Source organism: uncultured Oceanisphaera sp. (genome assembly GCF_947495715.1).
GTDB classification, from domain to species: domain Bacteria; phylum Pseudomonadota; class Gammaproteobacteria; order Enterobacterales; family Aeromonadaceae; genus Oceanimonas; species Oceanimonas sediminis.
In genome coordinates, this window is sequence record NZ_CANLZU010000007.1 from 1 (window position 1) to 20606 (window position 20606).

A 20606-nucleotide genomic window follows, 5' to 3' on the forward strand; every position below is an offset into this window, starting at 1 on the left:
ACCGTTGGCGTGTTGCCCCGTGTCAGTGGATGCGCATTATAGGGAACCGCGGATTTTGCGCAAGGGCTTTTTTGACATTTTTATTAAAAAAAGCGGCTTTGTGCATAAAACACTCTGAAACTGCTTTTTATGTATATTTTCTCGACAGCCCGTTATCTTTTACCCGTCAGTCGACGGGCAAAGTCCCTGACTTTATCCCAATCGGTAAACTCGAGATCCCGGCTGGTATCGGTGCTACCGCCAGTCATCTTCATGATCATCTGAATGAGACGGGTCTGCCACCAGTTGTATTCACTGTATTTCAGTGCGCCGGCGAATACGCCGATGGTTCGAGGCCGCCAGGGCGACTTGGTCAAAAACTTTTTGATGTAGGCGTTGTTCCCGGGATCGGCTTTTTCCGGCTTGCGCGCGGTGAGGCAGACACAAAAGAAACTCGCATCGGCCGCGGCCAGCTGTTCGCTGTGGACATTGATGAAAGTGTAGAGATCCCGGTGAAAATGACCGTAGCGCACAGAAGCGCCAATCAGCACCTTGTCATATTTGCTGAGGTTTTTTCGAATAGGGCCATGCAAGTCTGCCACTTCCACATCGTAACCGCTAAATTCATCCTGCATCGCTTCGATGATTTTTCTCGTCTGACCATTGCGAGATGAATAAAGTACCAACAGTTTTTCCATAGACTCCTCTTAGCTACGCCAGAAGGCAGGCGTAAACAGTACCAGCAAGGTAAATATTTCAAGACGGCCGAATAGCATGGCCAGGATCATTATCCATTTAGCGCCGTCGGTAGTGGTACCGAAGTTGGCAGCAACATCCCCCAGGCCCGGCCCGAGATTATTCAGCGTCGCCACCACGGCGGTAAAGGCGGTCAGCTCTTCCATGCCGGTCGCCAACAGCGCCAGCATACAGAGTACAAAGACCAGAGCATAAGCGGCAAAAAAACCCCACACCGCCTCCACCACTTTATCAGCTAACGCCTTATTGCCAAGTTTAATACGATAGACGGCTCTTGGATGGATCAGTCGTTTCAGCTCGCGCATGCCCTGCATGTTTAACAGCATGATGCGGACCACCTTGATACCGCCGCCGGTACTGCCGGCACAACCACCGATAAAGGAAGAGAACATCAGCAGTAACGGCAGAAACAGCGGCCACTCGGCAAAACCGGTGGTACTGAAGCCGGCGGTAGTGGAAATGGATACCGCCTGAAACAGTGACTGGTCCAGCGCCTGCCAGGGATCCGAATATACCCGGTGCGCCCACAACGCCGACAGACAGATCAGTGTCAGTATCAGCTGTATGCCGATAAACACTTTTACTTCCGGGTCGAGGCGGTACACCGACAGCCGCACTCCCCGGTTGGCAAAGGCGGCAAAGTGCAGGCTGAAGTTCACGCCGGCAATCAGCAGGAACACCACGATAATCAGGTTGATCATCGGGCTGTTGAAATGGCCCACGCTGGCGTCATAAGTCGAAAAGCCGCCGATGGCCACGGTAGAAAAGGAATGACAGATGGCATCAAACAGGTTCATGCCCGCCAGCCACAGCAGCAGGGCGCAGGAAATGGTCAACAACAGATAGATGTACCACAGGGTTTTGGCCGTTTCGGCAATGCGCGGCGCCACCTTGTTGTCTTTGACCGGTCCGGGTATTTCGGCACGAAACAGCTGCATGCCGCCGATGCCGAGAATGGGCAGTATGGCCACCGCCAGTACTATGATGCCCATGCCGCCCAGCCACTGCAGCATCTGGCGATAGAACAGAATCGCCTTGGGCAGCGTATCCAGGCCGCTGATCACGGTGGCGCCGGTGGTGGTGAGACCAGAAAAGGATTCAAAAAACGCCTCGGCCACCGTCATATCCGGTTCGGTACTGAGCATGAAGGGAATGGCCCCCACGCTGCCGAGCACCGTCCAGAACAGCACCACGATCAGAAAGCCTTCCTTGGCCCTCAGTTCTTTATTGTGGGTACGATTGGGAAACCACAGCGCCAGCCCCAGGATCAGGCAGATAACGAAGGCACTGAAAAAATCGAGGCCGGCGCCATCGCGATAGATATAGGCCACCAGGGCCGGAGCTAACATGGTCACGCTGAACAGGGCAACCAGAATGCCCACGATGCGGATAATTGTGCGTATATGCATGGTACTTCCAATATACAAGGGTCTATTGACCTTTCACGGTTAGGTTTTGTTCGAGCTGCAACGTCACCTCGAAAGGTCAACAGACCCTGAACTCAGCCAGTCTCCGGCTCTACCGGTCTGGCCACCACTCGTCCCTGGCTACGGTCCAGCAACTGACGACAAAACTCCGGCACGGCGCGCGCCTCAACCGATAGCACACCGGTTACCTCGGCACCGTAATCAACCTGCAGCCATTGCCCCTGATATTCACCGAGCAAAAATTCCAGCAACGCCATATCGCCGTAATCGACCCTGACGTTCAACGGAGCCATGATCCGTCGCTCAACGGTTTGCAGTTGCGTCAGTGCCGACGCCAGAGTGCCGCCATAGGCGCGTACCAGCCCCCCGGTACCCAGCTTGATACCGCCGAAATAACGGGCGATGACCGCCGTTATCTCGCCCACCCCAGATCCCTGCAACTGCGCCAGCATGGGTTTACCCGCCGTGCCCGAGGGTTCGCCGTCGTCGCTGAAGCCCAGCACTCGCGAGTCGGTCGGCATGCCGGCCACAAAGGCCCAGCAGTGATGCCCCGCCGAGGGCTCTTGAGCGCGCACCGACCCGATAAAGGCCTTGGCGGCCTCGGCGTCCGGAGTATGAGCCAGATAGGCGATAAAACGGCTTTTTTTGATCTCCTGCTCCCATACCACCGCAGTGGCCGGTATCAGATAGGGAGACATATTCATGATGTTCACTCCCAGACGAGACAAAGCCGCCTAATATTGGTTATCCGGCTGCATAGATGCGCCGGCGAAAAATAGCGCGACATTGTTGCCGAATCGGCCGGGGAAGTCATCTATTGCTCATGGCTCACCGCGTTTGAACCCTCTGAAAATAACCGAATTAAATTAAAACAATTGTTTTAATCAGTCATTGAACTCTGCTGATTTTCTGTTCATAGTGATTTCATTCCTGCCCGGGAGTGTCGGAGCAGCCCAAGGGAATCTAAGGAGACATGAGCATGATCTACCAAGGCGAAGTCCTCTCTGTACAAATACTGCAAGACGGTATTGCTGAACTCAGTTTTAACGGCAAAGGCAGCATCAACAAGCTGGACCGTGCCACCCTGCTGTCACTGGAGCAGGCCATTGCCGCGCTGGAGCAAGCCCCCGGCCTGCAAGGCCTGATGTTCACCAGTGCCAAAGACGCCTTTATTGTCGGTGCCGATATCACCGAGTTTCTGGACATGTTCGATCTGCCCCGGGCCAGACTCGACGAATGGCTGTCGCAGGCCAACCGCATTTTCAATCGTATCGAAGACCTGCCCTTCCCCACCGTTAGCGTGGTGCGCGGCTATGCCCTGGGGGGCGGCTGCGAGTGCATTCTGGCGACCGACTTTCGCATCGGTGATGCCAGCGCCCGCATCGGTCTGCCGGAAACCAAACTCGGCCTGATGCCCGGCTTTGGCGGCACGGTACGGCTGCCCCGGCTGATTGGCGCCGACAACGCCATGGAATGGATTACCACCGGTCAGGATAACAAGGCAGATGCCTGTCTCAAGCTGGGCGTGCTGGATGCGGTGGTCGACACCGACCAGCTGCAGGCCTCGGCCATACAACTGTTGAAAGACGCCGCCCTCGGTAAGCAGAACTGGCAAGCCAGAAGGGCGCAAAAGACAGCTCCCCTGACGCTGGACAAGCTGGAAGCCGCCATGAGCTTCAGCACCGCCAAGGGCATGGTGGCCGCCAAGGCCGGGCCCCACTACCCGGCCCCCATGATGGCGGTCACCACCATCGAAGCCGCCGCCGGACTGGGCCGGGATCAGGCGCTGCGCATCGAGCAGAGCAACTTCATTACCCTGACCCAGACCTCGGTGGCCCGGGCGCTGGTCGGCATTTTCCTCAATGACCAGGTTATCAAGGGCAAGACCAAGCAGGCGGCCAAAGCTGCCGAGCCTGCCCGCAAGGCGGCGGTGCTGGGCGCCGGCATCATGGGCGGCGGCATCGCCTATCAATCGGCGGTGAAAGGCATTCCGGCGGTAATGAAAGACATCAAGGATCAGGCGCTGACCCTCGGCATGAACGAAGCAGGAAAACTGCTCAATAAACAGCTGGAGCGCGGCAAAATTGATGGCTCCCGGCTGGCCAAAGTACTGACCAACATCACCCCCACCCTCAGCTATGACGGCCTGCAGGGCGTAGACACCGTGGTGGAAGCCGTGGTCGAAAACCCCAAAATCAAGGCACAGGTGCTGGCCGAGGTGGAAGCCCATGTGGCAGACGATACTGTGATTGCATCCAATACCTCGACCATTCCCATCTCGACCCTGGCCAAAAGCCTCAAACGGCCGGATCGCTTCTGCGGCATGCACTTCTTCAATCCGGTGCATCGAATGCCGCTGGTGGAAATCATCCGCGGCGAGCAGACCAGCGACGACACCATCAATAAAGTCGTCGCCTATGCTGCCGCCATGGGCAAGTCACCGATAGTGGTCAACGACTGCCCGGGCTTCTTCGTCAACCGGGTGCTGTTCCCCTACTTCTTCGGCTTCAATCAACTGGTAGCCGATGGCGCCGACTTCGTGCAGATCGACCGAGTGATGGAAAAACAGTTCGGCTGGCCCATGGGCCCGGCCTGGCTGCTGGACGTGGTGGGTATAGACACCGGCCACCACGCGGCGGCGGTGATGGCCGACGGCTTTCCCGACCGTATGGGCAAGACCGGCAAGGATGCCATCGATGTGATGTATGAACAGCAACGCTTCGGCCGAAAGAACGGCAAGGGCTTCTATGCCCACAGCCAGGACAAGAAAGGCAAACCCAGAAAAGAAGCGGACGCCGAGAGTTACCAACTGCTGGCCGAGGTGGCAGCCGAGCGCACCGACTTCGAGCCGGACGACATCATCGCCCGCATGATGATTCCCATGATCAACGAGGTGGTGCTCTGCCTGGAAGAAGGCATCATCGGCTCCCCCGCCGAGGCAGACATGGCACTGGTGTACGGCATCGGCTTCCCGCCGTTTCATGGAGGCGTGTTCCGCTACCTGGACAACATGGGGCTCGCCGCCTATGTGGCGCTGGCCGACAAGTTCGCCCATCTGGGGCCCCTCTATCACGTCAGCTCCGGTCTGCGCCGGATGGCCACCGACAACAAGGCGTTTTACTAGGGTCTGTTGACCTTTCGCGGTTAAATTTTGTTCGAGTTAAACGCGTTTTTATCGCGACGAGAGGGGTGTAGCCTAGTCATTCTAAGCAAAGCCCTCTCAACAAAGAGAAAAACGCGTTTAGCCGAACCCGCAGGGCAGCGCTTGTGGGGGCTTGCTACTGCGTTATCGCTTATTTATGTAGAGTGACTACACGGCATAAGCTCTGCCTTGTATCAATCCCCCACAAACTGCTGCAAAAATCATCTCGAAAGGTCAACAGACCCTAATTGGCGCAAGGAGACCACAGCATGAACAAGGCACTCAACGAGGTCGTCATTGTCGACTGCATTCGCACTCCCATGGGTCGCTCCAGAGGCGGCGCTTTTCGCAACGTCAGGGCCGAGGACTTATCCGCCCACCTGATGCGCGGTCTGCTGGCTCGCAATCCGGCGCTGGCCGCTTCCGATATCGAAGACGTGTACTGGGGATGCGTGCAGCAGACCCTGGAGCAAGGCTTCAACATCGCCCGCAACGCCGCCCTGCTGGCCGGCCTGCCCAAGCAAGTAGCCGCCGTTACCGTCAACCGGCTGTGCGGCTCGTCGATGCAGGCGTTGCACGATGCCAGCCGCGCCATCATGGTCGGCGACGGCGATGTGTTTATCGTCGGCGGCGTCGAGCACATGGGCCATGTGCCGATGGATCACGGCGTCGACTTTCATCCGGGGCTGGCCCTGAACGTGGCCAAGGCCTCGGGCATGATGGGTCTGACCGCAGAAATGCTGGGCCGGCTGCACCACATCAGCCGAGAACAGCAGGATGCCTTTGCGGTACGCTCCCACCAGCGGGCTCATCAGGCAACCCTGGACGGCCGCTTTGCCAGCGAGATCCTGGCCACCAACGGCCACGGCGCCGACGGCAGCCTAACCCTGTTCGAGCACGATGAAGTGATTCGCCCGGACACCAGCCTGGAGTCGCTGGCGCAATTGCGGCCGGTGTTCGATCCGGCCAACGGCACCGTCACCGCCGGCACCTCCTCGGCCTTGTCCGACGGGGCCGCTGCCATACTGGTGATGTCTGCCGCCAAGGCCGCCGCCCTGGGGTTGAAACCCCGCGCCCGTATCAAGGCCATGGCCGTGGCCGGCTGCGACCCCGCCATCATGGGCTACGGCCCGGTGCCGGCGGTACACAAGGCGCTGAGGCGCGCCGGCTTGTCGATCAATGATATCGACCTGTTCGAGCTGAACGAGGCCTTCGCCGCCCAGTCGCTGCCGGTCTTGAAAGAGCTGGGGCTGCTGGAAGTAATGGACGACAAGGTCAACCTCAACGGCGGCGCCATCGCCCTGGGGCATCCGCTGGGCTGTTCCGGCGCCCGCATCTCGACCACGCTGCTGAACCTGATGGAACACAAAGACGCCACCTTCGGCGTGGCCACCATGTGTATCGGCCTGGGCCAGGGCATCGCCACCGTATTTGAACGAGTGTGAGACGTAAAGAGTGAGGGGTGAGACGTAAAGAGTGAGGGGTGAGGAGTAAGGGGTGAAGTCTTACCCCTCACGCTTTCCCCCTCACTGATTTAAGGTTGACCACAATTTAAACAGCATTAAAATAGTCGGGTTTATTGCAAGATAGCGAAGATATGACGATGTCCCTTTCCGATGCCCAGCATCACCTCGATGCCACCGGCCTGCGCTGCCCCGAGCCGGTGATGATGGTCCGCAAACAGGTGCGCACCATGACCGCCGGTGAAACCCTGCTGGTGACTGCCGACGATCCTTCTACCACTCGGGATATTCCCAGCTTCTGCCAGTTCATGGATCACGCCCTGCTGTCCAGCCAGATAGAGCAGCTGCCGTATCAGTTTCTGATCCAGAAAGGAAATTGAAGACGGTGAGGAGTCAGAGGTGAGGCGTGAGGAGAAGTACTGCCTCGTTTTTCTCCCTCACTCCTCCCCCCTCACTCCTCACCAATAAAAATGCCCGCATGTGCGGGCATTTTTCATCAAGGTACAGCGTTTATCGCTTAGGACATAGGGCTCAGGGTGATCTCTACCCGACGGTTCTGGGCACGGCCGTCGGCGGTATTATTGCTGGCCACCGGCTGGTTGAAACCAACGCCACGGATGTTGAAACGGTTGGCGGCGGCACCCTGGCTGATCAGGAACTGGCCGACGGAAGCGGCACGACGCTCGGACAGCGCCTGGTTATGACTGGCGGAGCCGGTGTTGTCGGTATGGCCAACCACGTTGACATAGGTCTTCTCGTACTCTTTCAGCACCATGGCCACACCGCTCAGGGTGTTATAGAAGCTGGGTGACAGATCGGCACTGTCTACCGCGAAGGTGATGGAGCTCGGCATGTTCAGGATGATGTTGTCGCCGTTACGGGTCACGCTGACGCCGGTACCGCGCATCTGATCACGCAGCTTGGCTTCCTGTACGTCCATGTAGTAACCCACGCCGCCGCCCAGGGCCGCGCCACTGGCGGCACCGATCAGAACGCCTTTGCTCCGGTCACTGTCACCAGAAGAAACACCGCCAATTACCGCGCCGGCCAGGGCACCCAGGCCACTACCGATAGCGGCTTTGGACGCTTCCCGCTCACCGGTGTAGGGGTTGGTAGTACAGGCGGAAAGAGCCAGGGTCGCAGCAACCGCCAGACAGATTTTTTTCATAAAGTAGGTTCCATATGTAGCAAGCACAAGTACCCCACAATATAGCCCTGCTCACAGGCTTCTACCAAGCCTCATTTCACTCTGGATGTCAGCGGTTGTCGTGATCCGGATGCCGATGGCAGCTCAACAGGTGATCGTTGACCATGCCGGTGGCCTGCATGAAGGCATAGCAGATGGTGCCACCGACAAAAGAAAAGCCGTGTTGTTTCAGTGCCCGGGCCATGGCCTCCGACTCATTCGTGCTGGTCGGCACCTCATCCTGGGTCGGCCAGCGATTGATCACCGGCTCGCCACCGACGAAGTCCCACAGCCAGCGACTGAAATCGATGCCCTGCTCCTGCATCGAGAGGTAGGCCCGAGCATTGGCGATCACCGAGCGGATCTTGAGCCTGTTACGTACTATGCCTTTGTCCTGCATCAGTCGCTCTACATCCTGATCGGTAAAGGTGGCGATGATCTGCGGGTCGAAATCGGCAAAGGCGGATCTGTACGCCGGTATCTTGCAGAGAATGGTAAACCAGCTCAATCCCGCCTGCTGGCCGTCCAGGCACAGCTTCTCGAACAGGGCTCGGCTATCGTATTCGGGAACACCCCACTCCCGGTCGTGATAAGCCTGATATCCGGGGTCGTCATTGACCCAGCCACAGCGTGCCAGCATGCTTTCTCCTTGCCATTTGTATGCTGTAATGCGAACGGGGCACACCCTAAGCCTATATTCGCATCGGGTCAGAAGGTATACTCATCCGCCTAGTTTCACACTGCGAATGCACCTATATCAAGGCGCGAACATCATGCAAAAATTCGATATCAATACCTTTCAGGGTCTGATCCTGACATTGCAGGATTATTGGGCCCAGCAAGGCTGCACCATAGTACAGCCGCTGGATATGGAAGTAGGTGCCGGCACCTCTCATCCCATGACCTGCCTGCGCGCCATCGGTCCGGAGCCGATGGCCACCGCCTATGTGCAGCCTTCCCGCCGCCCTACAGACGGCCGCTATGGCGAAAACCCCAACCGGTTGCAGCATTACTACCAGTTTCAGGTGATGATCAAACCCTCGCCGGACAATCTGCAGGAACTGTACCTGGGCTCTTTGCAGGCACTGGGCCTGGACCCGCTGGTGCATGATATCCGCTTTGTGGAAGACAACTGGGAAAACCCGACCCTGGGTGCCTGGGGCCTGGGCTGGGAAGTCTGGCTCAACGGCATGGAAGTGACTCAGTTCACCTACTTCCAGCAGGTGGGCGGCCTGGAGTGCAAGCCGGTCACCGGTGAAATCACCTACGGTCTGGAGCGTCTGGCCATGTACATTCAGGGCGTGGACTCGGTCTACGATCTGGTGTGGTGCGACGGCCCGCTGGGCAAAACCACCTACGGTGACATCTATCATCAGAACGAAGTGGAACAGTCCACCTACAACTTCGAACACGCGGACGTGGACTTCCTGTTCGGCTTCTTCGAGCAGTGCGAGAAAGAATGTCAGCACCTGCTGGCGCTGGAAACGCCGCTGCCGCTGCCCGCCTACGAGCGCATTCTGAAAGCGGGCCACGCCTTCAATCTGCTGGATGCCCGCAAGGCCATTTCGGTCACCGAACGTCAGCGTTATATCCTGCGTATCCGCACCCTGACCAAGGCCGTCGCCGAAGCTTACTACGCCTCCCGCGAAGCCCTGGGCTTCCCCATGTGTAAAAAAGAAGGATAAGGGACCAGCATGGCTGAACAGAATTTTCTGGTTGAACTCGGTACCGAAGAGCTGCCGCCGAAGGCGTTGCGCAGCCTGGGCGAAGCCTTTGCCGACAACCTCAAGCAAGAACTGACCAACGCCGACCTGCCCTTTGCCGAGGTGCACTGGTATGCCGCCCCCCGTCGTCTGGCGGTGTATGTTACCGCCCTGGCCGCCGCCCAGCCCGACAAGCAGCTGGAAAAACGCGGCCCGGCGGTACAGGCCGCCTTCGACGCCGAGGGTAACCCGACCAAGGCCGCCATGGGCTGGGCCCGGGGCAACGGCATCGAGGTCGGCCAGGCCGGACGCCTGAAAACCGACAAAGGCGAATGGCTGGTGCACATCGCCGACATCAAGGGCAAGGCCGCCACCGAGCTGCTGCCCGCCATGGTCGAGCAGGCCCTGAGCCGGTTGCCGATCCCCAAGGCTATGCGCTGGGGTGACAAGAGCATCCAGTTTATCCGCCCGGTGCATACCCTGACCCTGCTGCTGGGCGACCAGCTGCTGCCGGCTACCATTCTGGGGGTCGATTCGGCCCGCACCCTGCGCGGTCACCGCTTCATGGGTGAGCAGGAGTTTGAACTCTCCCATGCAGACGACTATCTGCAGGCGCTGGAGCACACCGGCAAGGTGCTGGCCGACTTCGAACGTCGCAAGGCCATCATCAAGACCGGCGTCGAGCAGGCCGCCGCCGCCGTGAATGGCATCGCCGATCTCGACGACGATCTGCTGGAAGAAGTGGCCTCGCTGGTGGAATGGCCGGTGGTACTGACCGCCAACTTCGAGAATGAGTTTCTCGAAGTCCCCGCCGAAGCACTGGTTTACACCATGAAGGGTGACCAGAAATACTTCCCGGTCTACGATGCGGCCGGCAAGCTGCTGCCAACCTTCATCTTCGTCACCAATATCGAGTCCAAGGACCCGAGTCAGATCATCGGCGGTAACGAAAAAGTGGTACGCCCTCGCCTGGCCGATGCGCAATTCTTCTTCGATACCGACCGCAAGACCACCCTGGCCTCACGACTGGAGCAACTGGACAGCGTGCTGTTCCAGAAGCAGTTGGGGTCGGTACGCGAGAAATCCGAGCGCATCGGTGCGCTGTCCGGTTTTATCGCCGCCGCCATCGGTGCCGACAAGGCCCGGGCCGAGCGAGCCGGCCTGCTGTCCAAATGCGACCTGGTCACCAACATGGTGTTCGAGTTCACCGACACTCAGGGGGTGATGGGCATGCACTATGCCCGCCACGACGGTGAAGACGAAGCCGTGGCCCTAGCCCTGAAAGAGCAATATCAGCCCCGCTTTGCCGGAGACGATCTGCCCAGCCAGGACATCTCCGCCGCCGTGGCGCTGGCCGACAAGCTGGACACCCTGGTCGGTATCTTCGGCATCGGTCAGATTCCCAAAGGCGACAAGGACCCCTTCGCCCTGCGGCGCGCCGCCCTGGGTGCCCTGCGCATCATCGTCGAAAAAAACTACGATCTGGACTTGCCGATTCTTATCGAGCAGGCCAAGGCGCTGTACGGCGACAAGCTGAGCAATACCAAGGCCGCCGACGAAATTCTGGACTTCATGCTGGGCCGCTTCCGCGCCTGGTATCAGGACCTGGGTTACGGCGTGGATGTCATTCAGGCGGTGCTGGCACGCCGCCCGACCCGTCCGGCCGACTTCGATGCCCGGGTCAAGGCCGTCAGCCAGTTCCGCAAGCTGGACGCCGCCGCCGCCCTGGCCGCCGCCAACAAACGAGTGGGTAACATTCTGGCCAAGTTCGAGGGCGAGATCCCGAGCGAGGTCAACCCGGCCCTGCTGCAGGACGAAGCAGAGAAGATCCTGGCCAGCCAGCTGGCCGAGCTGACCGAGCGTCTGACGCCGCTGTTCGCCGCCGCCGATTACGACAGCGCCCTGAGCGAACTGGCCGCCCTGCGTGAAGGGGTGGACAGCTTCTTCGATCAGGTCATGGTGATGGCAGAAAACGAGGCCCTGCGCCTCAATCGTCTGGCGCTGCTCAACCAGCTGCGCAACCTGTTCCTGCAGATAGCCGATATATCATTGCTGCAATAACAGCCCTCGCCTTTTGAATCTCAAAAGCCCCGCCGATGCGGGGCTTTTTATTTGGCTGGCCTTATGTCCGCTAGATTACGTCATGAGGCCACAGGGCTGACTCCCATGACACGCTACAAGTACATCCGTGTAAGCTCGGACATGACATCCCTGGCATGTCACGGTCACGGGAGTCATTCCCTGTAACCTCTTTTGAATACCGGAGTTGACAGTTAGCAATACACAACAGGCGACACCGGGCTCCACACCAGCGTTATGAGCGATCTGGCCGGATATTTAATCCGGCTGGTATTACCAAATGACCCGGAATTTGTGTTACATATTAATAACATCAAAAGACGACAAGGAGAGTGCCGATGATCAAGGTCATTATCGAACGCCATATCGCCGAAGGGCTGGAAGACGCTTACCTGGAGAAAGTGCGCAGCCTGATGCTGCAAATCACCGACAGGCCCGGCTTTCTGAAAGGAGACGCCTACCGTGACGCCCATCACCCCAATCATTTTTATGTGATTTCCAACTGGGAAAATATCGAATGCTGGGAACGCTGGCAGAACTCTTCCGCCCGGCTGCACATGCTCAACGAACTCAGCCCCTTCATGGAAAGCGATGAAAAATGCACCGTACTGGCGCTCAAGGTCAGCTACGAAGCCCAACCGGCCAAATACGCCCGACCGACCCAGACCTATTCTTACTAGCCCTCACTAGCCCCCATAAGCCCCCCGGACGCATCGCCCTGGTGTTGAATACCGTGCTCAGCATCAGGGCGATGTCGTCGCTTCCCGCCTCGGTCGACACCGAAGACGATATCGGATAACGTGACGCTTTCGGCAACCGCTTTCTCTTTGGTAGTTATCTCATGGAATTTTCAGCATTCGGTCAGAAGTTTACCCGCCACGCCGGCATTACCCAGCTGATGGACGATCTCAACCAGGGCCTGACCACCCCCAACACCATCATGCTCGGCGGCGGCAACCCGGCCGCCATTCCGGAAGTGCTCGCCTATCTGGATCAGCAGTCCCAGCAACTGGTGAAAAACGGCGATCTGCTGAAAGCCATGGCCAACTACGACGGCCCCCAGGGCAAGGATGCCTATATTTGCGCGCTGGCCAAGCTGCTGTCCAAGGAGCTGGGCTGGCCGGTCGGCCCCGAGCATATTGCCCTGACCAACGGCAGCCAGACCGCCTTCTTCTATCTGTTCAATCTGCTGGCCGGCGACTTTGGCGACGGCCGCAAGAAAAAGGTGCTGTTTCCACTGGCACCGGAATACATCGGCTATGGCGATGGCGCCCTGAGCGAAGATCACTTCAAAGCCTGCAAACCCACCATCACCCGACTGGAAAACGGCCTGTTCAAGTATCACGTCGACTTCGATCGGCTGGAAGTGGGTGACGACATCGGCCTGATCTGTGTGTCGCGCCCGACCAACCCCACCGGCAACGTGCTGACCGACGAAGAAATCATGCGTCTGGACGAAATCGCCCGCGAGAAAGGCATACCGCTGTTGATCGACAACGCCTACGGCATGCCCTTCCCCAACATCATCTTCACCGATGCCAAGCCGTTCTGGAACGACAACACCATACTGTGCATGAGCCTGTCCAAGCTGGGGCTGCCCGGCGTGCGTTGCGGCATAGTGGTGGCGCCACCGGCAATCATCCAGGCCATGACCAACATCAGCGGCATCATCAACCTGGCCCCCGGCAGCATGGGCCCGGCCCTGACCCTGCCGATGATGGAAAACGGCGACGTGATCACCCTCAGCAACGAGGTGATTCGCCCCTTCTACCAGGCCAAGGCGCAGCAGGCGGTGACCTGGCTGCAGCAGGCGATTCCCCTGCCCCAGTTTCATATTCACAAGCCGGAAGGCGCCTTATTTCTGTGGCTGTGGTTCGAAGATCTGCCCGTTCACAGTCAGGAGCTGTATGAGCGCCTGAAGCAGAAAGGCCTGCTGGTGGTGCCCGGCCATTATTTCTTCCCGGGTATCGAAGACGGCGACTGGGCGCACAGCAAGCAATGTATTCGCCTCAACTACGCCCAGTCGGAAGCCGATGTGCAGGCCGGCATCAAGATACTGGCCGAAGAAGTACTGGCGCTCTACCAGGCACCAGTGACCAAGCCGTAAAAAGTGAGGGGTGAGGGCCTCACAGCAGCCATAAACAACAACGCCGGCAAAGTTGCCGGCGTTGTTGTTTATGGCTGCCTGACGGCGGTTATTCGGCCTTGCCGATGGCGATGGTTCTCGGCTTGGCCGCTTCCGGTACCTCGCGTACCAGGTCGATGTGCAGCAGACCGTTTTCCATGTCGGCGCCCGTCACCTTGACGTGATCGGCCAGCTGGAAACGGCGCTCGAAACCGCGCTCGGCGATGCCCTGATACAGATAATTCTTCTGGGACTCTTCCTGCTCTTTATGACCCTTCACCATCAGGGTGTTTTCGTGGCTGGTGATGTCCAGATCTTCGCGGGCAAAGCCGGCCACCGCCATGGAAATGCGGTAGTGGTTTTCGCTGAGCAGCTCTATGTTATACGGCGGATAGCCGGTGTTGCTGCTGCCGCTGGCGGCGTTTTCCATCAGGGATGCCAGGCGGTCGAAGCCGATGGCGGAACGATACAGGGGAGTGAGATCGAAGCGTGACATAATAATATCCTCTTGTGAGCGATGTTAAAGGTGCCCTCCATCATGGACGGGCGAGGCGCGCAATCATGGAATCCTCGGTTGAGCGATTCCCTTGCCTCAATAAAGATATAAGGCCCTCGAATATCACTTTCAAGAGCCTGTTTGCGGATTTTTCAGCCGATATCATACCAATTCATATTGAGGCCTCAGACCAGAGGCAACACAGCCGTCTCCCACGACACGCCATGGGGCTAGCCATCTTTTCTGGGTAACGGCTGCGAATATTCACTGGATATTCGGTCCATTACCCAGCAAAGATACACGGCAGAAAGCTGCCCCATGGGGGCTCGGAAATGCCATCTGACCGCCAGGGAGGGCGGGAATGCCGGAACGGCAGGAGCATTTTCCGGCCTTGGCATTTCACGGTCGTAGGAGTCGTTCTCTGTTGCCTCTTCTTTAGCACCGAGTGGTCCGCAGACTGTGCCAACAGGCCACGCCGGATTATCAAGGAGGACAAAGGGATCTGCTTCACCGACCATCACATGACAGGGATGTCATGTGCTGAGCGCCACAAGGAGGTGCTTGAGCGGGTCGGAGAAGCGGGCCCTTTGTCCGGGATTGAGATAACAGTCAAAAAGTATCGATCGTTTAATCCGATGGGTATCAGTCGTCATCATCCAGCGCATCGGTCACGGCACCCTTTGATGCCGAGTTGACCGTATGGGCGTACTTGGCCAGCACACCACGACGATACCGCGGTGGCGGTGCCTGCCACCGGGCCAATCGGGTGGCGATGTCCGTATCGGACAATTGCACTTCCAGCTTGTTCAGCTTGGCATCGATGGTGATGATGTCGCCGTCTTCGACGATAGCCAGCGGCCCGCCCTGCTGGGCTTCCGGCGTGATATGGCCGACCACGAAACCGTGGCTGCCACCGGAGAAGCGGCCGTCGGTGATCAGCGCGACATCCTGCCCCAGCCCCTTGCCCATGATGGCGGAGGTCGGACTGAGCATCTCGCGCATGCCGGGCCCGCCTTTCGGGCCTTCGTAACGGATCACCAGCACATCCCCCGCTTTCACGGTGCCATCCAGGATCCGTTCCAGGGTTTCTTCTTCGGAGCCGAATACCCGGGCCGGGCCACTGAAGGTCAGCCCCTCCTTGCCTGTGATCTTGGCCACCGAGCCCTCGGGTGCCAGGTTGCCATGCAATACCCGCAGGTGGCTGTCGGCCTTGATCGGATTATCCAGCGGCCGGATGATCTGTTGCCCCGCCGGATAGGGCGACACCGTAGCCAGATTTTCCGCCAGGGTCCTGCCGGTCACGGTCAGGCAGTCGCCGTGCAGCAGACCGGCCTCGAGCAGAGTTTTCATCAGCGGCAGTATGCCGCCGATGGCCACCAGTTCCGACATCATGTAGTGACCGCTGGGCCGCAAGTCGGCCAGCACCGGTACCCGCTTGCCGATACGCACGAAGTCGTCCAGGCTCAGCTCGACGTCGATGGCGTGGGCCATGGCCAGCAGGTGCAGCACCGCATTGGTCGAGCCGCCCAGGGCAATCACCACCGTAATGGCATTCTCGAACGCCGGTTTGGTCATGATGTCGGAAGGCTTGATATCCCGCGCCAGCAGGTTCAGCACGGCGGCGCCCGCCTCATGGCAGTCCTGCAGCTTGCCGTCGGAGGTCGCATTCTGCGCCGAGCTGCCCGGCAGGCTCATGCCCATGGCCTCGATGGCCGAGGCCATGGTGTTGGCGGTGTACATGCCGCCACAGGCTCCGGGGCCCGGAATGGCGGTGTCTTCTATCTGTTTCACTTCAATAAGCGACTTGTCGCCCTTGGCGTGGGCCCCCACCGCCTCGAACACCGAGATGATATCGGTGTGATTGGCACCCGGCGCTATGGTACCGCCATAGACAAACACCGATGGCCGATTGAGCCGGGCCAGGCCAATCAGGCAGCCGGGCATGTTCTTGTCACAACCGCCGATGGCCACCAGACCGTCGAAGCCTTCGCAGCCCGCTACGGTTTCAATGGAGTCGGCAATCACCTCCCGGGACACCAGTGAATATTTCATGCCGATGGTGCCGTTGGCAATGCCGTCGGAGATGGTGATGGTGTTGAAGATGATGCTCTTACCGCCGGCCGCATCGGCACCGCAGCCCGCCTCTACGGCCAGGCCGTCGATATGCATGTTGCAGGGAGTGAGATTGCTCCAGGTGGAGGCGATACCCACCTGCGGCTTGTTGAAGTCGGCGTCTTCGAAGCCGACCGCGCGCAGCATGGCGCGGGCCGGCGCCTTGGTGGGCCCGTCCACCACCTGGCTGGAGTATTTTCGGGATTTGTCCTGGGTCATGAGACTGTCCTGCTATCTTGGCTAAACGGTCTAGCTAGTGTAGCTGGTCAGATACGGTGCATTGCGCCGCCCGTTACGATGGCCTACTCCAGCCGCTCCCGGCCGGCGGTGGCCTCCTCCACAATCCAGGAGCGAAAGATTTCCGCATGAGGATGTATGTATTGATGGGCGGGATACACCAGATGAAAGGCTTCCGAAGTAGCCACCTTCTGGCTGAAGGGCGCAATCAGCCGACCATCGGCAATCATGCCTTCAACCAGTGAGCTTCTGCCCAGCGCAAAGCCCTGGCCTTGTGCCGCCATCTCCAGCGCCGAAATCAGCGTATCGAATTGCAGCCCGCGAGGTGTATCGAGATGACTATAACCCGTCTTGTTAAGCCAGTAGCCCCAGCCCTCTTCATAACCGATCACATGCAGCAGAGGATGCAGCCCCAGCGCATCAAGAGATTCAAATGATGACGAATTATCGAGCAGTGCTGGGCTGCACACCGGAAACAGTTCATCCCAGGTCAACCGATCGGACTTCAGCCCCGGCCAAGTGCCTTTTCCGTAGCGAATCTCCACGTCAGCTTCCTTGTCACTCTCGCCGCACCAGATATTGCTGGTGAAGCGCAAGCCGATATCCGGGTACCTGGCCCTGAAACGACCGAGGCGAGGAGCCAGCCAGGTGGTCAGAAACACCAGGTTTACCCTAAGCGTTAGCTGGTGGATACGTCCCTGACCAAAAACTTCATCGGTGGCCACCGACAATCGCTGGATGGCTTCATGGATAGCGGGCAGATAGGCCAACCCGGCATCGGTCAGCTCCAGACCTCGGGGCAGGCGCTTGAACAACGCGGCCCCCAACTGAGATTCTAACCCCTTCACCTGCTGGCTGATCGCCGCCTGGGTCAGGCTCAGTTCGCCGGCCGCATGGGTAAAACTCAGATGACGTGCGGCGGCTTCGAATGAGCGCAGCCAATTCAGAGGGGGGAGCCTTTTTTTCATGGTGTCCTTCTTTGAAATATTGTCGGCCTGGATGAATGATCCCGATACAGACATTCCTGTTCCTTCCGGAGATTAGGCTGATAATTCTACATCTGTGCTCATCTTCGACGTTATGGCCATCAAAATAAAGAGCCGCATCCCCCAAAGGAGATGCGGCTCAAACTAGCGAGAAAAGTACGACGGATGGCCGCCGAAATCTTTTATTTCATGGTTGGCATCGAAAACTCGGCACCCTCACGGATCCCGGCCGAAGGCCAGCGCTGGGTGACCGTCTTGCGCTTGGTATAGAAACGAACCGCATCCGGACCATAGGCATGCAGATCACCGAACAGGGAACGCTTCCAGCCACCAAAGCTGTGATAAGCAACCGGCACCGGCAAGGGCACATTAATGCCGACCATGCCTACCTGGATATTGTCGGAAAAATAACGCGCCGCTTCGCCATCGCGGGTAAAGATGCAGGTACCGTTGCCATATTCGTGAGCGTCAATCAGATCCATGGCCTGCTGCATAGTATTGACTCGTATCACCTGCAGCACGGGTCCGAAAATTTCTTCCTGATAACTGGTCATCTCGGGCGTGACATTGTCGATCAGGGTCCCGCCGACGAAGTAGCCGTTTTCATGACCGGCAACCTCGGGGTTGCGCCCGTCTACTACTATGGTGGCACCCTGCTGTTCGGCACTATTAATATAACCCACCACCTTTTCCTGATGCTGACGGGTGATCACCGGGCCAAAGTCATTGCTGCTATCGGTACCAGGGCCCACTTTCAGCTTTTGCATCGCTTCCTTCATGGTGGCTACCAGGGCATCACCGGCGGCATCGCCAACGGCAACGGCGACCGACAACGCCATGCAACGCTCACCGGAAGAACCAAAGGCGGCCCCGAGCAGCTGGTTGACCGCATTGTCGATATCCGCATCAGGCATGACGATGGCGTGATTCTTGGCGCCACCCAGCGCCTGACAGCGCTTGCCATTGGCGGTGGCGGTGCTGTAGATGTATTCGGCAATAGGAGTAGAGCCGACAAAGCTCACCGCCTTAACGCGCTCATCGTGCAACAGGGCATCGACCGCCTCCTTGTCGCCATTGACCACATTCATCACGCCATCGGGCAACCCGGCCTCCTGCAGCAACTGGGCAATATAAAGGGTGGATGAGGGGTCCCGCTCGGAAGGCTTGAGTATGAAGCTATTGCCGCACACAATCGCCATGGGAAACATCCACAGCGGCACCATCACCGGGAAGTTGAACGGAGTAATCCCCGCCACTACACCCAGCGGCTGGAATTCGCTCCAGGAGTCGATATTGGGACCCACGTTCTTGCTATGCTCGCCCTTGAGCAACTCGGGGGCACCGCAGGCGTATTCCACGTTTTCGATACCACGCTGCAACTCGCCCATGGCATCATGGGAGATCTTGCCGTGCTCTTCACCGACCAACTGACAAATCCGGTCCGCATTCTGTTCCAGCAACTCCTTGAAGCGAAACATGACGCGTGCCCTCTTGAGCGGCGGCGTATTGCGCCATGCGGGATAGGCAGCCTGAGCGGCGGCAATCGCCTGCTCGACGGTTTTTGTCGAGGCCAGGTCAAGCTGCTTGCTTATTTCGCCGGTGGCGGGGTTGAATACATCCTGGCTCCGGGTGCCTTCGGTAACCAGCTGGCCGTTGATCAGGTGTCCTACAGTCGTCATATTATTTTCCTCATGTCCATACATGGCAGCACACGGCTGCCGTTGAGTTGTGGGTAATGAATTTTGCTTACCAGAGCTGGCGATAGATAGCGATCATGTCGTCGATGCTCGGCACTCTGGGGTTGTTATTGGGTGAGCCGGAGGCCAGCGCCTGTTCGGCCATGGTCGGCATCAGATCGAAAAACGTCCGTCGATCTATACCGAACTGTGCCGGCGTAGGAACCTGTAGTTCATCGTTGAGCGCATGCAATTCTTTCAGCAACTTGTCGTTGGCCACCTCGACACTGTCTTGTCCATCGGCCACCCCCATGGCACGAGCACAATCCGCATAACGTTCCGGCGCCGCAGGCAGGGAGTACTGGGTAACGCTCGGCAGCAACATGGCATTGGACAAGCCGTGAGGCACATGGAAGGCGGCACCAATGGGTCGACTCATGCCGTGGACCAGCGCGACCGAGGCGTTGGAGAAAGCAACGCCGGCCAGGGTCGACCCCAGCATCATCGCCTCGCGGGCTTCCTTGTCTGCCCCGTTGTGATAGGCACGCCGCAGATTGGGAGCCAGCAGTCGCATCGCCGACAGCGCCTGACTGTCGCTATAGAGATTGGCCTTCTTGCTGACATAGGCTTCGATGGCGTGAGTCAGGGCATCGATGCCCGTGTCGGCGGTGATCCGCGACGGCAGGCTCAAGGTCAGGTTGTAATCCACCAAAGCCGCGATCGGCATGAAACCGATGCCCATGCAGAGCATTTTTTCGTCGGTCGTCTCATCGGTAATAATGGTGACCCGGGTGACCTCGGAGCCGGTGCCTGCGGTAGTCGGCACCGCGATGATCGGCAGCCCGGCTTCGATAACCATGCGCGGGAATTTGTAGTCCCGCATGGCGCCGCCGTGCTTGCCAAGGATGGCGATGGCCTTGGCACTGTCGATGGGACTGCCGCCGCCCAGGGCGATGATGCTGTCGTAGTCGCCATCACGGACCCTGTCGACCCCGGCCTGTATCGAGCTGACGGTGGGCTCGGGTACCGTATCGGCGAAAACATCCGAGGCTATCTGGTGGCGAGACAGACATTCCTGTATACGACCGGCATAACCCAACTCCACCATCATCTTGTCGGTGATGATCAAGGGCCGTTTACAGCCCAGGCTGGCCAGCACAGTGGGCACTTCGTTGCTGGCGCCTGCACCAACCTGCATGATGCGTGGAAGAATGATCTGATTTGACATAAAAGACTCCA

At 58.6% G+C, this 20606-nt stretch carries 17 protein-coding genes; 7 read left to right on the top strand and 10 right to left on the bottom strand.

What is annotated here, in order from left to right; all coding sequences use genetic code 11:
* Nucleotides 1-152: 152 nt before the first annotated feature.
* From hemG to Q0753_RS05725, 3 genes are all read right to left on the bottom strand, one after another.
* Nucleotides 153-677 (bottom strand): menaquinone-dependent protoporphyrinogen IX dehydrogenase, encoded by a 525-nt coding sequence (gene hemG / locus Q0753_RS05715; protein WP_298718397.1) that lies wholly within the window; start codon nucleotides 675-677, stop codon nucleotides 153-155.
* Nucleotides 678-686: 9 nt separating this feature from the next.
* Nucleotides 687-2144 (bottom strand): TrkH family potassium uptake protein, encoded by a 1458-nt coding sequence (locus Q0753_RS05720; RefSeq protein ID WP_298718399.1) that lies wholly within the window; start codon nucleotides 2142-2144, stop codon nucleotides 687-689.
* A 92-nt stretch (nucleotides 2145-2236) separates the two neighbouring features.
* Nucleotides 2237-2866, bottom strand: coding sequence for a YigZ family protein (locus Q0753_RS05725; RefSeq protein ID WP_367179491.1), 630 nt, complete (start codon nucleotides 2864-2866; stop codon nucleotides 2237-2239).
* Between the two features lie 275 nt (nucleotides 2867-3141).
* On the opposite strand from Q0753_RS05725, the gene fadB reads away from it, so the two are divergent.
* The 3 genes from fadB to tusA all read left to right on the top strand — a co-directional run bounded on the left by fadB (nucleotide 3142) and on the right by tusA (nucleotide 7147).
* Nucleotides 3142-5286, top strand: coding sequence for a fatty acid oxidation complex subunit alpha FadB (fadB, locus tag Q0753_RS05730; RefSeq protein ID WP_298718401.1), 2145 nt, complete (start codon nucleotides 3142-3144; stop codon nucleotides 5284-5286).
* Between the two features lie 287 nt (nucleotides 5287-5573).
* Nucleotides 5574-6749, top strand: coding sequence for an acetyl-CoA C-acyltransferase FadA (fadA, locus tag Q0753_RS05735; protein WP_298718403.1), 1176 nt, complete (start codon nucleotides 5574-5576; stop codon nucleotides 6747-6749).
* 152 nt (nucleotides 6750-6901) lie between these two features.
* A complete protein-coding gene (gene tusA / locus Q0753_RS05740; protein WP_298718405.1) occupies nucleotides 6902-7147 on the top strand; it encodes a sulfurtransferase TusA in 246 nt (81 codons plus the stop codon).
* 137 nt (nucleotides 7148-7284) lie between these two features.
* Here tusA and Q0753_RS05745 read toward each other — a convergent pair whose 3' ends face one another.
* On the bottom strand, nucleotides 7285-7935 hold the full coding sequence (locus Q0753_RS05745) for an OmpA family lipoprotein (RefSeq protein WP_298718407.1): 651 nt from the start codon (nucleotides 7933-7935) through the stop codon (nucleotides 7285-7287).
* An 88-nt stretch (nucleotides 7936-8023) separates the two neighbouring features.
* Complete coding sequence (locus Q0753_RS05750) at nucleotides 8024-8593, bottom strand: DNA-3-methyladenine glycosylase I (protein WP_298718408.1); 570 nt, start codon at nucleotides 8591-8593, stop codon at nucleotides 8024-8026.
* 133 nt (nucleotides 8594-8726) lie between these two features.
* On the opposite strand from Q0753_RS05750, the gene glyQ reads away from it, so the two are divergent.
* From glyQ to Q0753_RS05770, 4 genes are all read left to right on the top strand, one after another.
* Nucleotides 8727-9638 carry a glycine--tRNA ligase subunit alpha gene (gene glyQ, locus Q0753_RS05755; protein ID WP_298718410.1) on the top strand — a complete coding sequence of 304 codons (912 nt, stop codon included), beginning with the start codon at nucleotides 8727-8729 and terminating at the stop codon, nucleotides 9636-9638.
* Between the two features lie 9 nt (nucleotides 9639-9647).
* Nucleotides 9648-11717 (top strand): glycine--tRNA ligase subunit beta, encoded by a 2070-nt coding sequence (gene glyS, locus Q0753_RS05760; protein ID WP_298718412.1) that lies wholly within the window; start codon nucleotides 9648-9650, stop codon nucleotides 11715-11717.
* 356 nt (nucleotides 11718-12073) lie between these two features.
* Nucleotides 12074-12415 carry an antibiotic biosynthesis monooxygenase gene (locus tag Q0753_RS05765; protein ID WP_298718414.1) on the top strand — a complete coding sequence of 114 codons (342 nt, stop codon included), beginning with the start codon at nucleotides 12074-12076 and terminating at the stop codon, nucleotides 12413-12415.
* 161 nt (nucleotides 12416-12576) lie between these two features.
* A complete protein-coding gene (locus Q0753_RS05770) occupies nucleotides 12577-13842 on the top strand; it encodes a valine--pyruvate transaminase (RefSeq protein WP_298718416.1) in 1266 nt (421 codons plus the stop codon).
* Between the two features lie 88 nt (nucleotides 13843-13930).
* On the opposite strand, the gene Q0753_RS05775 is transcribed toward Q0753_RS05770, so the two are convergent.
* The 5 genes from Q0753_RS05775 to Q0753_RS05795 form a co-directional block, all read right to left on the bottom strand.
* Nucleotides 13931-14356 carry an Hsp20 family protein gene (locus Q0753_RS05775; protein ID WP_298718418.1) on the bottom strand — a complete coding sequence of 142 codons (426 nt, stop codon included), beginning with the start codon at nucleotides 14354-14356 and terminating at the stop codon, nucleotides 13931-13933.
* Nucleotides 14357-14998: 642 nt separating this feature from the next.
* Complete coding sequence (ilvD, locus tag Q0753_RS05780) at nucleotides 14999-16687, bottom strand: dihydroxy-acid dehydratase (protein ID WP_298718420.1); 1689 nt, start codon at nucleotides 16685-16687, stop codon at nucleotides 14999-15001.
* 83 nt (nucleotides 16688-16770) lie between these two features.
* On the bottom strand, nucleotides 16771-17673 hold the full coding sequence (gene gcvA, locus Q0753_RS05785; RefSeq protein WP_298718422.1) for a transcriptional regulator GcvA: 903 nt from the start codon (nucleotides 17671-17673) through the stop codon (nucleotides 16771-16773).
* Between the two features lie 200 nt (nucleotides 17674-17873).
* Entirely contained in the window at nucleotides 17874-19370 is a 1497-nt protein-coding gene (locus Q0753_RS05790) for a CoA-acylating methylmalonate-semialdehyde dehydrogenase (RefSeq protein ID WP_298718424.1), read from the bottom strand.
* A gap of 67 nt (nucleotides 19371-19437) precedes the next feature.
* Nucleotides 19438-20595 carry an iron-containing alcohol dehydrogenase gene (locus Q0753_RS05795; RefSeq protein ID WP_298718426.1) on the bottom strand — a complete coding sequence of 386 codons (1158 nt, stop codon included), beginning with the start codon at nucleotides 20593-20595 and terminating at the stop codon, nucleotides 19438-19440.
* Nucleotides 20596-20606 lie beyond the last annotated feature (11 nt).